This is a genomic window from Siminovitchia sp. FSL H7-0308, assembly GCF_037980985.1.
In the GTDB taxonomy this organism is placed as follows: Bacteria; Bacillota; Bacilli; order Bacillales; family Bacillaceae_C; genus Siminovitchia; species Siminovitchia thermophila.
The window spans coordinates 1,705,039-1,719,553 of the sequence record NZ_CP150282.1; the positions used below are offsets into that span (position 1 = coordinate 1,705,039).

The following is a 14,515-nucleotide window of genomic DNA, read 5'->3' on the forward strand; positions in this document are numbered from 1 at the left end:
GGGTGGAAATGACATGAAACTAAAAAGGCTTTATTCAACCTTTAAATACGATCTGGATTTAATTGAAAAAGAACTGGAAAACGCCGTTTGTTCCAATTCAACATTACTGCAAAACGCCTCCCTCCAATTGTTGAAAGCTGGCGGTAAGAGAATACGGCCAGTCTTTGTATTGCTCTCCGCTCAATTTGGCGAATATAAAATCGACACGATCAAAAATGTGGCGCTTGCCCTCGAATTAATTCACATGGCGTCTCTTGTTCATGACGATGTCATTGACGAAGCCGATACAAGAAGAGGCAGGCCGACCATCAACTATACTTGGGATGACCGGATGGCCATGTATACAGGCGACTTTATTTTTGCGCGTTCTCTGGAATACATGACCAATATTTCCAACCCGATTGCCCATAAAAAACTGGCAAAGGCAATAGTCGAAGTTTGCATTGGGGAAATGGTGCAAATCCAGGATAAATTTCGTTTTGACCAAACAATAAGAGATTATTTACGGCGGATCAAAAGAAAAACAGCTTTGCTAATCGCGGTGAGCTGCGAACTAGGGGCTATTGCAGGGAAAACGGATGAGCGTATATACCGGCGCCTATACAAGTTTGGATATTATATCGGAATGTCCTTCCAAATTACAGATGACATATTGGATTTTACCGCGACAGAAAAAGAACTCGGTAAACCCGCCGGAGAGGACTTGCGGCAAGGAAACATCACCCTCCCGGCTTTATATGCCATGCAAATTCCCGAGCTGAAAGCTGAAATTATAAAGGTAAATGAAGATACGAATAAAGAGGAAATGCAAAAAATCATTCACCTCATCAAGCACTCCGGAGCGATTGAAAAGTCCCACCTGCTCAGCAGGCGCTATCTTGACAAGGCGCTTCACATTTTGCAAGAGTTGCCGGCCAACCGAGCAAAAAGACCTCTTCAAGAGATTGCCAACTATATTGGAAAAAGAAGGCATTGATGAGCCAAACAAAATTTGCCAGCTTGTATAAAAAGTGTTATCATTCTTTTTGAGTTTTTGTTTGTTATTTGTACTTGATCTTATGGCAGGAGTGAATGCAAATGGAAAAAACATTTTTAATGGTTAAGCCTGATGGTGTGCAAAGAGAATTGATCGGCGAAATTGTCTCCCGTTTTGAAAAAAAAGGGTTTCAGCTCATCGGAGCAAAGCTTATGCAAATTTCCAACGAACTTGCGGAAGAGCATTACGGAGAGCATAAGGAACGTCCTTTTTTTGGGGAGTTAGTTGACTTTATTACTTCCGGTCCTGTATTTGCCATGGTGTGGCAAGGAGAAAACGTGATCGCCACGGCAAGACAAATGATGGGGGCTACCAACCCTAAAGATGCAGCCCCAGGCACAATCCGCGGTGATTTCGGTGTTACGGTCGGCAAAAATGTTATTCATGGATCCGACTCCCCTGAAAGTGCCAAAAGGGAAATTGGCCTCTTTTTCAAGAAAGAAGAGCTGATTGAATACTCCAAGTTAATCAATAACTGGGTGTATTAAAACGAATGAAAACCGCCTGCGTCGAGCAGGTGTTTTTTCATTTTCATAACGAGGTGATTTGATTGAAAATGATCGTTCGCACTGCATCTAAAAGTTACCCTGTATTCATCGGTCCGGCTTCTTTGGACGAGCTGGGAGACCTCGTCGTTCAAAACAATTATACAAAACTGCTCGTCATTACCGACGAGATTGTAGGCTCCCTCCACTTGGATACTTTAAAAGCGAACATGCCGCAGGAGATTCCATCGGTTGTTTACACCGTTCCCGCCGGAGAAAAAGCGAAACAATTGACGGTTTTTGAAGCATGCATTACGCATGCGCTCGAACATGGCTTAGATCGGAAATCTTGCATCATTGCCTTTGGCGGAGGGGCTGTCGGCGATTTGGCCGGCTTTGTCGCAGCGGCATATATGCGGGGAATTTCCTTTATTCAGGTTCCGACAACGATTCTTGCCCATGATAGTGCCGTAGGTGGAAAGACCGCCATTAACCATCGGCTTGGCAAAAACATGATAGGCGCATTCCATCAGCCTGATGCAGTGCTGTATAATACATATTTTTTAAAGACGCTCCCGATAAAAGAAAAAAGATCGGGCTTTGCCGAAGCGGTGAAGCATGCATTTATTTCCGATCCCGCTTTTTTACAATATTTGATGACCGAAATTACTGATCTAGCTACTATTGCCGATGACAAGCTGGCATATATTTTGCGGCGGGGAATCGAAATTAAAGCTGGAGTAGTTTCTGTCGATGAAAGAGAAAGCGGGCTGCGAGCCATACTAAACTTTGGCCATACACTGGGACATGTTATTGAAACATCCAAAGGTTACGGTATTTTTGCCCATGGCGAAGCGGTGATGGTTGGAATGATTTACGCGCTCCATTTAAGTGAACAAGTCACTGGCTTGAGATTTTCAATCGGAGATTTTGTCCAATGGGCGAAACAGTTGGGATATCAGACGACCATACCGGATGATCTTGAGTTTCAGCAAGTATATCAAACGATGTTGCGGGATAAAAAGACACTGAGTGATCAGCCGCGCTTCGTATTGTTGGAGGAAATTGGCAAGCCGGTAATCGTTGACATGGACCAAAAGATATTGGAAAATACGTTCTCTAAACTAAAAAAATAAGCTTCATTTTTTAAAAATGAAAAGAGGATTTTCACAAGTTGATGGAGAAACAATAATATAATCTTCTTGATCAAACCATAGATGGTTTTTGGAAGGGTTTTGCTTATGACAGATGCCGAGTTAATGATACAATATATACAAACGCAAAATGTTGACAAAGCCATGCAATCTTTTTCAAGAGTGAAAAAATACAGTTCCGATGAGGAAAAGTACTCACTTGCCGGCCAGTTGGCTCAGTATGGATTTTTGGAAGAGGCGATTGAGCTTTATGAATCTCTTCTGAATCAATACCCTGATCTCAGTGACATTAGGTTGTCCATGTCTGAACTGCTCATTGAAATGGGCCAGGAGGAAAAGGCACTGCTTCTTCTGGAAAAAATCCCTGATACGGATGAGCTGTATGGGGCGGCACTTCTCCTTGAAGCAGATTTATACCAAATGCAAGGCTTGTATGAGGTAAGTGAACAGAAACTTCTTACAGCAAAACAGAAATTTCCTGATGAACCGATCATAATGTACGCATTGGGAGAGCTGTATATGTCACAGGGCCGCTTTCTTGATGCCGGCGTATGCTACAAGCAATTATTAAGCACAGGGGAGCACACTGTTGCAGGACAGAACATGGATGCAAAGCTTGCTGAAGCGTTAAGTTCGGGCGGCGCCTTTGAAGATGCCATCCATTATTATGAGAAGGCTCTGGAAGAACATCAGGAATTAAACGTGCTTTTTGGCTACGGCTTGACATGCTACCAAGCAGGAAACGACCAAAAAGCAATAAAGGCATTCAATGAACTGAAACAGCTTGATCCCGACTACACTTCACTTTATTTATATTTGGCCAAATCCTATGAGCGGGTCCGCGAATTGGAGAAGGCCATACAGATTGGCAAAGAGGGGTTGGCTGTCGATGAATTTAATCCCGATTTGTATGCATACACTGGAACATTGTTATTAAAAGCCGGCCGGAGTGACGAAGCGGAAAGCTTTTTGCGAGAGGCGCTTTCGCTTGACCCGGAACTTTCGGAGGCAGCCAAACGGCTGACAAGGCTTCTTATGAAACAGGAAAGATATCATGAAGTGCTGGAAATGACAGCCATGTTTAAAGACAATCAGGATGCTGAAATGCGCTGGGATGCAGCGTACAGCCATCAGCAACTGGAACAGTATTCTGATGCATTAAACGAGTACAAGCAGGCATATAATGATCTTAAACACAACCCGGAGTTTTTAAAACATTTTGCATACTTTTTGATTGAGGATGGAAAAGCGGAAGAAGCGGTGGATATCTTTCATTCATTGGCTGAAATGGAGCCTGAGAATGAGGAATGGCACGAATGGATTGACCGTCTGCAAGATTAAGATCAGCCTTTGGGGCTATATCTTCACAGAGGAGGGAATAGAAATGGCCACCCCTGTATCTGTCAACGAAAAAAAAGATTTTATTCGCTGGTTTTTAAATCGTTATCAACTCAAAAGGAGAGAATCTGTCTGGATTCTGAATTATTTGATGAGCCACGATCAGTTGATGGAGAAAGTTCATTTTGTTGAAGAAGCCCAGTTCTGTCCCAGAGGATTAATCATGTCCACTCATTGCACAAGAGAAGTTCCTTTCCGGTTTTATAAGGATAATATTATGACAACCGATGCGGAAAAATCTTTTCATGATATTCGATTGAATCGGGATGAAGATATTTATATTCAGATCAACTTCCGTGGTTCACACTTGTCTCATCAATATGCCGCGGTATTGGAGGAGAATCCATTCGTTAAAAAGACGGTTCTGATCAGTGAAAAAGATAAAGCCATCGCGGAACAATTTTTGAAAGAAAGTCTGCTGAAATTTCAAGAGGACAAATTGTTAACGGCCATTGATGAGGCGCTTGATCGCCGCGATAAGGATCTTTTTGAAAAGCTGTCGCTGCAGTTAAAAGAACTGAGAGAGCAAAAATAAAGTCTGGGACACAACTAAATCAGCTGATGAAAAAACGAACCATAAAGTGAAACTTCATTCAGTAGGGCCTCCTACTGAATGTTGGTTGAACGAATCGGGCATTTAGGTGCCGTTTTCTCCCACTCGGACCTTTTGTATTCACTCAAGATTTTGAAGTGGGAGTTTTACGGCACCTTACATGCGTGCCGGGATAAATGGATCCCATTGTATCATACGCAAACTTTTAGCGTTGTCAAAATAGGTAGACTCCTGCGGGAATAGCTCGAGCCGAAGATCCCGCAGGAAAGCGGCCTTTGCTTTCCGAGGAAGCGGAAGAGACCTGCGGAAAGCGAAATATGTTGACGTAGCGATGATAGGGATTTTTTTAACACAAATAAACCGAACAATTATAAATGAATTGTTCGGTTTTTGCTATTTCGTATTTGCTTATGTTCCAGCCTTGTTTTTTTTGTCTTAGTCGCATTCTTTTGGTAGAATGGTAACCAGTGTCTTGGAGCATACTTAAAGAAAGGAGAGTGAAACATGGAGTGGAAGGCAAAGGATATTGAAGTTTACTTGAAGGAAAAAAGTTACATTGATACTGTAATTGTTCCGCTCATACCGATCAGCTTTGGCTCCCACATGAAACAAATTGCCGAAAAGGGAGAATTCACCCATTTGTTGTCACAGCACCTTGAAAGACAATTTAAGGGAAGAGCGCTTGCATTGCCGCCTTTTACATACTTAAGCGAGATGGCGGACAATGAAAAAGTTTCTTCGATTCAAAAGTGGGTCGAGCACATGAAAGAACATGAAGTGAAGTATGTCTTTTTACTGACATCGGACGAAAGTTGGCGCAGTATGGCTGAACAGCTTTCCGCTTCTCTGCTGTTTGCCGCATCTGTTCCCTTGGAACATTTGGATGAGCAGTATAAACACTCTATCATGGAAACTCAGGTCAAGCAGCTGATGAATGAAATCGTTCAAGGGTGGCAGGGAATCGCCACATAGTTGACATTGTTTCCGATTGTATATTATTGATTTTCATGGTTTATTGATATATTATTATGATGTCCTAGTTTGTAAATGTGCGCAATAAATTGTCCGATGGACTAACCTTACTGACAGAGGGGGGATAGGGATGAGCAAAAATCCAGTAACAAGACGCCAATTTCTAAGTTATACGCTAACTGGAGTGGGCGGCTTTATGGCGGCTGGAATGCTGTTGCCGATGGTTCGGTTTGCAGTGGATCCTGTGTTAAAGGCAGAAGCTGCTGGTGATTTTAAAATGACCGATAAAAAGATGGCCGATATTACAGAAGAACCTGTCCGTGTTGACTTTAAGTATGAGCAAAAGGATGGGTGGTACACCTCCGAGGTAACGCAAACAGCTTGGGTGTATAAAAATGACAAAGGAGAGGTTGTAGCACTTTCTCCCATTTGTAAACATTTAGGCTGTACCGTTAACTGGGCAGGTAGTGAAAAGCACCCAGATATGTTTTTCTGTCCATGCCATAACGGCCTTTACACGAAAGACGGGAACAATGTTCCGGGAACTCCGCCCAGAGGACCGTTGGATGCTTATCCAGTCAAGGAAAAAGACGGCTTTTTAATGTTGGGTAATCCAGAAGAAAATCCGTTCGTTAAAAAGAAGTAAAGGGGGCGTAATCATTGCTGAACAAAATGTACGACTGGATTGACGAGCGAATGGATATTACGCCGATTTGGAGAGACATTGCAGATCATGAAGTGCCCGAACATGTCAATCCGGCACACCATTTTTCTGCGTTTGTTTACTGTTTTGGCGGGTTAACGTTTTTCGTTACCGTTATCCAAATTTTATCGGGAATGTTTTTAACGATGTATTATGTACCCGATATCAAAAACGCCTGGGAATCCGTTTATTACCTTCAAAATGAAGTGGCTTTCGGACAGATCGTCCGTGGCATGCATCACTGGGGAGCCAGTGTCGTTATTGTTATGATGTTTTTACATACGTTGCGTGTGTTTTTCCAAGGAGCATATAAGAAGCCTCGTGAGCTTAACTGGATTGTAGGAGTCCTTATCTTTTTTGTCATGCTGGCCCTTGGACTTACAGGTTACTTGCTCCCATGGGATATGAAGGCATTATTCGCAACGAAAGTTACATTGGATATTGTCGAATCGATTCCGTTTATCGGAGTTGCTATGAAAACTTTAATAGCAGGAGACCCGACGATTGTCGGTGCGCAAACGTTGACACGCTTTTTTGCCATACACGTATTTTTCCTTCCTGCTGCATTGTTGGCTTTAATGGGTGCTCACTTTATCTTGATTAGAAGACAAGGAATTTCTGGTCCACTATAAAAAAATAACCCATTAACCATTATTGAATAGTAACGGATTAAAGGAGGGGACAAAATGAAACGAGGAAAAGGGATGAAGTTTGTCGGCGATTCACGTATTCCTGCTGAACGGATGCCGAACGTTCCCAAAGACTATTCCGAATATCCGGGAAAAACGGAAGCATTCTGGCCGGACTTTCTGTTGAGAGAATGGCTTGTTGGCGCTGTGTTCCTCATCGGATTCTTATGTTTGACGGCAGTTCATCCGGCACCGCTGGAACGTATTGCCGATCCGACGGATACCGGTTATATTCCACTGCCTGACTGGTACTTCTTGTTTCTTTATCAATTAATCAAATATCGTTTCGCTTCCGGGCCGTATAACGTCATTGGCGTCTTGATTATCCCGGGTCTTGCCTTTGGTGCTTTAATGCTTGCGCCATTTCTAGATCGGGGGCCTGAACGACGTCCGATAAAGCGTCCATTGGCAACGGCCTTTATGCTGCTTGGATTTGCTTCCGTTTTTTACCTTACTTGGGAAGCAGTTGCGAATCACGATTGGGCAGCGGCCAAGGAACAAGGGAAAATTACCGAAGAAGCCGATGTTGAGATAGACACAGAGGCAGAAGGTTATAAAATATATGCGGCTCAAAGCTGTATTAATTGCCACGGTGAAAACCTTGAAGGCGGACCTGCGGCGCCACCATTGGTCAATCTTGATTTAAGTCCAGACGAACTTAAAGATATTGCGGTAAATGGTGTTGGGACAATGCCCGCGGATCAATATAATGGCTCTGAAGAAGATTTAGACAAGCTTGCAGAATTTATTGCCAGCTTGAAAAGTGAATAATATACTCTGAAAGCCGGCAAATTTGCCGGCTTTTTATGTAAAGGGAAGGCGGTGTGCCCCGTGAAGTTGTTGTTAACGATCTTGATGGATAGACGTATATTATGGATGTTATTGATCGTCAATGCCATCGGTACAATGTATGGCTATTACTGGTATAAAAGCCAGTTGGAAATCACACCTTTGATCTTTATTCCATTCGTTCCGGATAGTCCGACAGCCAGCCTTTTTTTTGTTTTCGTGCTGATGGCTTTTATTCAAAATAAAAACTCCCCCATCTTTGAAGCGTTTGCCTGCGTAACGCTTGTAAAGTATGGAATTTGGGCTGTTGTCATGAATATCCTGACACTGAATGTCACGGGTGTACTGCCCTGGCAGGGATATATGCTGATCGCTTCTCACGGGGCAATGGCCCTGCAGGCAGTATTATATGCACCTTTTTATCAATTGAAGATCAAACATGTTTTGGCGGCAGCAGTATGGACTTTCCACAATGACGTCATAGATTATGTATTTATGCAATATCCCAAATATCCCGGACTCGAGCTGTATGTACGTGAGATTGGCTATTTTACATTTTGGCTGAGTATTATATCGGTGGGAATTGCTTATTATGCAGCGCGCAGAAATCGTGACACAATACATATTCAATAATCATTAGGCAAATATTAAAAAAGGTCTATTCTTGTCCACTTTCTCATACATTTTTACAAGTAGTATGAGGAGGGGCACTTATGAAATTGTTATCCGGGATCCTTCTGAGCCTGACTCTCTTTCTAAATGGCGGCTTAGCCAATTCAAAACCTGATCCTGTCATTGAGGAGCTCGATCAACTGGCTGACGAGGCCTTGCAGCTAACAAAATTTTCGCGGTTCGACGAAGCAAAGGTCCTTTTGGAACGTTATGCCGTGCAGTTCTCTAAGCAAGGCATGAAAGAACAAACGTTTACTATGGACGAGTTAAGAGTGCTTACTGCCGCTCATCATGAGGCGCTCAGGGCAGTTACAAGCGTTGACATGGATAAAGAAGAAAGGATTCGGATGGTGACAGCCTTCCGATTGGCCAATGACGCTGTCCAATCCAATCATCAACCCATGTGGCTTGAAATGGAAGGCTCTATCATGGACAGCTTTCGCCAAGTGAAAAATGCTGCGCTGGACGGCGACCAGGAATCTTACAATCGTCATTTAAACGACTTTCTTTCCATATATAGCGTAATCCAGCCAAGTTTAAAAATTGATCTTCCCGCTGAAAAGCTTCAGAAAATTGATTCAAGAATTGCTTTCTTTGACAATTACCGCTCACAATTTACTGAACAAAATTGGACATCCCAACTAGAGGATTTTGAAGCCGATTTAAAGCGTCTCTTTGCCGAAGTGGATGAGGATGAGGCGGATCCTTCATTATGGTGGGTCATATCCATGACCGGAAGCGTGATTATTTTGACACTTTCCTATGTCAGTTGGCGCAAGTATAAAGGTGAGAAAAAAGAGAGGAAGCGAAAAGATCCAAATAATTGACCAACAGCAAGTTATCCCATAAAATAATAGTAAAGCTACTTGTATTGGAGGGTAAAAATGGGCGGATATTTAATGTATTTTTTGTTGATCATAATCATACCCATATGGGCACAATTTAGGGTCCAAAGTACGTATAAAAAATTTGCAAAAATTCCAACAACCGCCGGCATTACAGGAGCAGAAGTGGCCAGAAAAATATTGGATGCCAACGGTTTATATAATGTCCAAGTTAAGGAAACCCCTGGCGTTTTAAGTGACCACTACAATCCGATCACCAAATCGGTGCATTTGTCATCAGACAACTTTCATCGTCCATCGGTTGCCGGTGCCGCTGTGGCAGCCCATGAAGTCGGACACGCCATTCAAGACCAGCAGGGATACGCGCCTTTGCGCTTTAGACACGCATTGGTACCGGTTGCAAACATCAGCTCCAACATTGCCTGGATATTTATTATCATTGGCTTGCTTTCCACCGCGTTTTCCAACATGCTGTTAATCGGCATTGTTTTGATGGCGGCGGGAGTTTTATTCCAACTCGTTACACTGCCGGTTGAATTCAATGCTTCTTCCAGAGCCATGGACCAGATCGTCTCGCTTGGCCTGATCAGCAACTCGGAAGAACGCGACGCGAGAAAAGTCTTGAATGCGGCAGCGATGACATATGTTGCGGCAGCCGCTGTCGCCGTATTGGAATTGCTCAGATTGATCCTTATTTTTACAAATCGTGAATAGGTAAATATGTCCGGCGCTCTTTTGCACCGGGCTTTTTTTATGATTGATTCAACTGGAGGAAGGGCTAAACATCAAGCTGATGCAAGCTAAGTGAGAGAAGGGAGGAAACATAATGTCAGGTGCCTATTGGCTTACTCCCAGCTCTCCGGTTAGCTCCACTCAAAGCTGCATATGAAGTTCTTGAACTGCTTGCGCGCTGACAAGCCGCCTCCTGGAAACGTCTACGTCTCATTCCTGGCGGGCGGCTTAAGGTTCTTCATTTCAGCTCGTGCTGTTAACATATCAAGAAAGCCTACCTTATAGATCAAGCGGTCTTTTATTTTCATCAAGTGTAAATCCTTCGCCCATCACATCGTGAACGACGATGACAGACACAAACGCCTGCGGGTCGATTGTTGAAATAATCCGTTTTAAATGGACAATTTCATTTCGGCCAACCACACAATAGAGCACATCTTTTTCCTCTTTTGTAAAAGATCCCCGTCCTCTTAATACAGTTACGCCCCGGCCCATATCTTTCATGATGGCGTCAGCTACTTCGCCGTGGTGTTTCTCAGAAATGATCATGGCGCCCCTCGCTGCATAAGCCCCTTCCTGCATGAAATCAATGACACGCGCTCCGACAAATACGGCAACGAGCGTATACATTGCTTCCCGATGATCCAAGTAGGTGATTAAAGATAAAAGGATGACGCATGCATCAAAAATGAACATTGTTCTGCCCATGCTTATGCCTTTGTATTTGAATAAGAGACGGGCGATAATATCAACGCCTCCCGTTGTTCCCCCAAAGCGAAAAATCATTCCCAGGCCAATGCCGGCAAACACTCCGGCAAATAACGCAGCGAGAAAAAGGTCGCCATCCAGCGGAATGGAAATCTCAAATCTCTGAAAAATGAACAAAAATATCGAAACGGCAACCGTCCCTATAAGGGTATAAAGAAAAGGTTTTTTGCCAAGCAATTTCCAGCCAATGAAAAATAAGGGCACATTCAATAGTAAATTTGTGAGGGAAGGATCAATGTGAAATAGAAAATAAAGAAGAAGGGTAATTCCCGTAAATCCTCCTTCAGCCAAATGGTTTTGCATGTTAAAATGAACAAGTCCGAATGCAAAAATGCCCGCACCCAATAAGATATATAGGATATTCTTTACTTTTAATTGAAAAGGCACAATTCCTTCTCTCCCTGCACATTTTTTTCACCGAGTATTTCACATTATATCCAATAACTCCATTTAGCGGCAACTTTTACCCCACATGTAAGGTGCCATATACACCACTTCAAGACCTGATTTGATACAAAAGGTCAAAGTGTGAGAAAACGGCACTTAAATGCCCGATTGGTTCAACTAACATTCAGTAGGAGATGGAACTCCTACTGAATGAAGTTTCACTTTACTGAAGCATTTTCATTTGTATAAAAAAAAAGAATTAGCTAACATATGGTAAGAAGGTGAAGAAATAATGAATCAAGGTGAGAAATGATGAGTCATAGAAAAACGTTACAGGAAATGCAGCATGAAGTGGATAACTATATCGGCCAGTTTAAAGAAGGGTATTTCAGTCCCTTGGCCATGACTGCCAGATTAACCGAAGAGTTGGGGGAACTGGCAAGGGAAGTTAATCATTATTATGGTGAAAAAAAGAAAAAAGCCGATGAAACAGAAAAAACAGTAGAGGAAGAACTTGGCGATTTGTTATTTGTCGTGATTTGCTTGGCCAATTCCTTGGACATCGATTTACAAGATGCCCACGACCGAGTCATGCATAAGTTCAAAACGAGAGACAAAGACAGATGGACTAAAAAAAATGAAGGTGAACAAAATGATGAATGAGATTAACATTATTGTAGCCGGCCCGCGGGGAAGAATGGGCAGGGAAGCAGTAAACCTTGTAAAAGAAACACCGCATTTTCGGCTTACAGCCGTCATTGACCGCATCAATAACGGAAAGCTGTTATCGGATACGGAAGGTTTTTCGGGACTGGATGTTCCGATCTACACTGATATACATGAGTGCTTCCGGGAGGTGGAAGCGGATGTATTGATTGATTTAACAACCCCCGATCTAGGTTTCTTACATACAAAATCAGCTTTGGAAAACGGAGTGCGCCCGGTTGTCGGCACGACCGGTTTTACGCCGGAACAACTTGAAGAGTTAAAAGAGCTTGCTGAACGCAAAAGTCTGGGTTGCATCATTGCTCCGAATTTTGCGGTCGGCGCCGTATTAATGATGAAATTCGCCCAAACGGCGGCAAAGTACTTTGAAGACGTTGAAATTATTGAAATGCATCATGATCGAAAGTTAGATGCTCCATCAGGAACCGCTGTCAAAACGGCAGAAATGATCGGCGTCAACAGGGAACCAAAGGCACAGGGACACGAAAATGAAAAGGAAACCATTTCAGGTGCGAGAGGCGCCGAAGTTGACGGTATGAGAATACATAGTGTAAGACTTCCGGGATTAGTCGCCCACCAGCAGGTGATCTTCGGTTCTAACGGACAAACCTTAACAATCAGGCATGACTCGTATAACCGGGCATCTTTTATGTCCGGAGTGAAAGTCTCGGTGGAGACCGTACTTCAATTAAACACCCTTGTCTACGGTTTGGAATCTATCATAGACTAAAAAGGGGGATTTCTGTTGAAACTGGAGCAAATAGATATTCTTGCTTTTGGGGCTCATGCCGATGATGTAGAAATCGGCATGGCCGGCTCCATCTATAAATGGGCATCTGAAGGCAAAAAAATTGTCATTTGTGATTTAACTGAGGCCGAACTCTCTTCCAATGGAACTGTCGAGAAGAGACACGCTGAAGCAAAGGAAGCGGCCCAAAGGCTGCATGTGCATGAGCGAATTAATCTGCATTTTCCGGACCGCGGCTTATTCATGAAAGAAGAATACATAAAAAAAATCGCGGGGGTCATTCGCCGTTACAAGCCGATTGTCGTTTTTGCTCCTTTTTGGGAAGATCGGCACCCAGACCATGGCAATTGCGCGGCTCTTGTGAAGGAAGCCTTTTTTTCGGCCGGCATTCAAAAGTATGATGCGGATGGCCAAAGTGTACATAAAGCAAGACAGTTACTATATTACTTTATCAACAGCCAGCCGCGTCCTGATGTTGCCGTGGATATTTCTTTGTTTATCGAAGAAAAGCTGTTCGCGCTTCGTGCCTATGAGTCGCAGTTTATGAAAGGGCCTAACGGCGTGGAGACAGTGCTTACAAACGGTTATCTAGAACGAATTGAGGCAAGGGAAAGGCTTTATGGTCTTGAAACAGGGGTTGCTTTTGCAGAAGGGTTTAAAACGGATCGCCCTTTGCTTGTAAATAACAACATATTTGGGGAAGGCTTGTAGCTTATGAAACTGAAAATTGGTGTTACTTGTTACCCGACAGTGGGCGGATCGGGTGTCGTTGCGACCGAGCTTGGGAAACTTCTTGCCGAAAGAGGGCATAAAATCCATTTTATATCTTCCAATATTCCGTTCCGGTTGAATAGATGGGACCCGAATATTTTCTTTCATCAGGTTGCTGTAAATCAATATTCGCTTTTTCAATATCCGCCGTATGACATCGCCCTAGCCAGTAAAATGGCGGAGGTAATCAAACGGGAAGAACTGGATATACTGCATGTGCACTATGCGATCCCGCACGCAGTTTGCGCCATTTTGGCCAAACAAATGTCGGGGCAGGATATAAAAATTGTAACGACGCTTCATGGAACAGATATATCCGTTTTGGGCTATGATTCAACCTTGGCGGATGCCATCCGTTTCGGCATTGAAAAATCAGACCGGGTAACAGCTGTCTCATATGCCCTTGCTGAACAAACACGAACGATTGTATCACCTGATAAGGAAATTGATGTCATTCACAATTTTATCGATGACAGGGTATATAAAAGAATACAAGTAAATGGATTGAGAGAAACGTACGACATCTCTCCTGAGGAAAAAGTGATCATCCACGTTTCCAATTTCAGGAAGGTAAAGAGGGTACAGGACGTTGTTAAAACTTTTTCAAACATCGCCTCCCGCTTGCCCGCAAAACTGCTGCTCGTCGGTGATGGACCGGAAATGACGAAGATATGTGAACTCGTAAAAAACTTGTCTTTGGATGGAAAAGTGTTGTTTCTTGGTCGGCAAGATCATCTCGAAGAGCTATATTCGATGAGTGATTTGATGTTGCTATTATCCGAAAAAGAGAGCTTCGGGCTGGTGGCATTGGAGGCAATGGCGTGCGGCGTGCCTTGCATTGGAACAAGAGTCGGGGGAATCCCCGAAATTATTGAAGATGGATACAACGGTTTTCTCTGTGAACTAGGAAATACCGATGAAGCAGCCGAAAAAGCACTGATTTTACTTGAAGATAAGGAGAAGCATGAAATATTTTCGGCGAATGCCGAACACACTCCGCAGGAGCGATTCCAGGCTGATGCTATCGTATCATCATATGAAACGTTGTATACATCTCTCCTTAACTTATGAGAAAGAAGGATCGGCA

General features: G+C 43.3%; 17 protein-coding genes. 16 read left to right on the forward strand and 1 reads right to left on the reverse strand.

Translation table 11 applies throughout. The features are described from left to right. The first annotated feature begins 13 nt into the window (after positions 1 to 13). The 12 genes from hepT to MHB50_RS08150 all read left to right on the forward strand — a co-directional run bounded on the left by hepT (position 14) and on the right by MHB50_RS08150 (position 10,010). Positions 14 to 976, forward strand: coding sequence for a heptaprenyl diphosphate synthase component II (hepT, locus tag MHB50_RS08095; RefSeq protein WP_077113315.1), 963 nt, complete (start codon positions 14 to 16; stop codon positions 974 to 976). Positions 977 to 1,077: 101 nt separating this feature from the next. Continuing rightward, positions 1,078 to 1,524 (forward strand): nucleoside-diphosphate kinase, encoded by a 447-nt coding sequence (ndk, locus tag MHB50_RS08100; protein ID WP_077113316.1) that lies wholly within the window; start codon positions 1,078 to 1,080, stop codon positions 1,522 to 1,524. Between the two features lie 68 nt (positions 1,525 to 1,592). Further along, the gene (gene aroB, locus MHB50_RS08105) at positions 1,593 to 2,657 is read left to right on the forward strand and encodes a 3-dehydroquinate synthase (protein WP_077113317.1); all 1,065 of its coding nucleotides are present in this window, start codon (positions 1,593 to 1,595) and stop codon (positions 2,655 to 2,657) included. A 105-nt stretch (positions 2,658 to 2,762) separates the two neighbouring features. Then, on the forward strand, positions 2,763 to 4,016 hold the full coding sequence (locus tag MHB50_RS08110) for a tetratricopeptide repeat protein (RefSeq protein WP_077113514.1): 1,254 nt from the start codon (positions 2,763 to 2,765) through the stop codon (positions 4,014 to 4,016). Positions 4,017 to 4,059: 43 nt separating this feature from the next. After that, entirely contained in the window at positions 4,060 to 4,608 is a 549-nt protein-coding gene (locus MHB50_RS08115) for a ReoY family proteolytic degradation factor (RefSeq protein ID WP_077113318.1), read from the forward strand. A 522-nt stretch (positions 4,609 to 5,130) separates the two neighbouring features. Continuing rightward, the gene (locus tag MHB50_RS08120; RefSeq protein WP_077113319.1) at positions 5,131 to 5,598 is read left to right on the forward strand and encodes a YpiF family protein; all 468 of its coding nucleotides are present in this window, start codon (positions 5,131 to 5,133) and stop codon (positions 5,596 to 5,598) included. Positions 5,599 to 5,728: 130 nt separating this feature from the next. Then, complete coding sequence (locus MHB50_RS08125; RefSeq protein WP_077113320.1) at positions 5,729 to 6,244, forward strand: ubiquinol-cytochrome c reductase iron-sulfur subunit; 516 nt, start codon at positions 5,729 to 5,731, stop codon at positions 6,242 to 6,244. 14 nt (positions 6,245 to 6,258) lie between these two features. Beyond that, positions 6,259 to 6,933, forward strand: a complete 675-nt coding sequence (locus MHB50_RS08130) for a cytochrome b6 (protein ID WP_077113321.1) — start codon at positions 6,259 to 6,261, stop codon at positions 6,931 to 6,933. A 54-nt stretch (positions 6,934 to 6,987) separates the two neighbouring features. Further along, positions 6,988 to 7,761 (forward strand): menaquinol-cytochrome c reductase cytochrome b/c subunit, encoded by a 774-nt coding sequence (locus tag MHB50_RS08135; protein ID WP_077113322.1) that lies wholly within the window; start codon positions 6,988 to 6,990, stop codon positions 7,759 to 7,761. A gap of 84 nt (positions 7,762 to 7,845) precedes the next feature. Next, positions 7,846 to 8,412 (forward strand): DUF1405 domain-containing protein, encoded by a 567-nt coding sequence (locus tag MHB50_RS08140; RefSeq protein ID WP_083717685.1) that lies wholly within the window; start codon positions 7,846 to 7,848, stop codon positions 8,410 to 8,412. 80 nt (positions 8,413 to 8,492) lie between these two features. After that, positions 8,493 to 9,278: a sporulation protein YpjB gene (ypjB, locus tag MHB50_RS08145; protein ID WP_077113324.1), complete on the forward strand. Its 786-nt coding sequence runs from the start codon at positions 8,493 to 8,495 to the stop codon at positions 9,276 to 9,278. A gap of 57 nt (positions 9,279 to 9,335) precedes the next feature. Further along, the gene (locus tag MHB50_RS08150) at positions 9,336 to 10,010 is read left to right on the forward strand and encodes a zinc metallopeptidase (protein ID WP_077113325.1); all 675 of its coding nucleotides are present in this window, start codon (positions 9,336 to 9,338) and stop codon (positions 10,008 to 10,010) included. A gap of 297 nt (positions 10,011 to 10,307) precedes the next feature. On the opposite strand, the gene MHB50_RS08155 is transcribed toward MHB50_RS08150, so the two are convergent. Continuing rightward, entirely contained in the window at positions 10,308 to 11,183 is an 876-nt protein-coding gene (locus MHB50_RS08155; RefSeq protein ID WP_077113326.1) for a YitT family protein, read from the reverse strand. A 312-nt stretch (positions 11,184 to 11,495) separates the two neighbouring features. Between MHB50_RS08155 and MHB50_RS08160 the strand changes: the two genes are divergently transcribed. Genes MHB50_RS08160 through bshA form a run of 4 tightly spaced genes read left to right on the forward strand, consistent with a single transcriptional unit; the run spans position 11,496 to position 14,499 of the window. Then, the gene (locus tag MHB50_RS08160) at positions 11,496 to 11,846 is read left to right on the forward strand and encodes a nucleotide pyrophosphohydrolase (RefSeq protein ID WP_340085311.1); all 351 of its coding nucleotides are present in this window, start codon (positions 11,496 to 11,498) and stop codon (positions 11,844 to 11,846) included. After that, positions 11,839 to 12,639 carry a 4-hydroxy-tetrahydrodipicolinate reductase gene (gene dapB / locus MHB50_RS08165; RefSeq protein WP_340085312.1) on the forward strand — a complete coding sequence of 267 codons (801 nt, stop codon included), beginning with the start codon at positions 11,839 to 11,841 and terminating at the stop codon, positions 12,637 to 12,639. Before MHB50_RS08160 ends, dapB begins: the two co-directional genes overlap by 8 nt. 15 nt (positions 12,640 to 12,654) lie before the next feature. Further along, positions 12,655 to 13,368, forward strand: a complete 714-nt coding sequence (gene bshB1 / locus MHB50_RS08170) for a bacillithiol biosynthesis deacetylase BshB1 (RefSeq protein ID WP_339163084.1) — start codon at positions 12,655 to 12,657, stop codon at positions 13,366 to 13,368. Positions 13,369 to 13,371: 3 nt separating this feature from the next. Continuing rightward, the gene (gene bshA, locus MHB50_RS08175; protein ID WP_339163085.1) at positions 13,372 to 14,499 is read left to right on the forward strand and encodes an N-acetyl-alpha-D-glucosaminyl L-malate synthase BshA; all 1,128 of its coding nucleotides are present in this window, start codon (positions 13,372 to 13,374) and stop codon (positions 14,497 to 14,499) included. The last annotated feature ends 16 nt before the right edge of the window (positions 14,500 to 14,515 follow it).

Coding starts and splice junctions, on each gene's coding strand:
- hepT (WP_077113315.1), top strand. CDS start 14: ATGAAACTAAAAAGGCTTTATTCAACCTTTAAATACGATCTGGATTTA.
- ndk (WP_077113316.1), top strand. CDS start 1,078: ATGGAAAAAACATTTTTAATGGTTAAGCCTGATGGTGTGCAAAGAGAA.
- aroB (WP_077113317.1), top strand. CDS start 1,593: ATGATCGTTCGCACTGCATCTAAAAGTTACCCTGTATTCATCGGTCCG.
- MHB50_RS08110 (WP_077113514.1), top strand. CDS start 2,763: ATGACAGATGCCGAGTTAATGATACAATATATACAAACGCAAAATGTT.
- MHB50_RS08115 (WP_077113318.1), top strand. CDS start 4,060: ATGGCCACCCCTGTATCTGTCAACGAAAAAAAAGATTTTATTCGCTGG.
- MHB50_RS08120 (WP_077113319.1), top strand. CDS start 5,131: ATGGAGTGGAAGGCAAAGGATATTGAAGTTTACTTGAAGGAAAAAAGT.
- MHB50_RS08125 (WP_077113320.1), top strand. CDS start 5,729: ATGAGCAAAAATCCAGTAACAAGACGCCAATTTCTAAGTTATACGCTA.
- MHB50_RS08135 (WP_077113322.1), top strand. CDS start 6,988: ATGAAACGAGGAAAAGGGATGAAGTTTGTCGGCGATTCACGTATTCCT.
- MHB50_RS08140 (WP_083717685.1), top strand. CDS start 7,846: ATGGATAGACGTATATTATGGATGTTATTGATCGTCAATGCCATCGGT.
- ypjB (WP_077113324.1), top strand. CDS start 8,493: ATGAAATTGTTATCCGGGATCCTTCTGAGCCTGACTCTCTTTCTAAAT.
- MHB50_RS08150 (WP_077113325.1), top strand. CDS start 9,336: ATGGGCGGATATTTAATGTATTTTTTGTTGATCATAATCATACCCATA.
- MHB50_RS08160 (WP_340085311.1), top strand. CDS start 11,496: ATGAGTCATAGAAAAACGTTACAGGAAATGCAGCATGAAGTGGATAAC.
- dapB (WP_340085312.1), top strand. CDS start 11,839: ATGAATGAGATTAACATTATTGTAGCCGGCCCGCGGGGAAGAATGGGC.
- bshA (WP_339163085.1), top strand. CDS start 13,372: ATGAAACTGAAAATTGGTGTTACTTGTTACCCGACAGTGGGCGGATCG.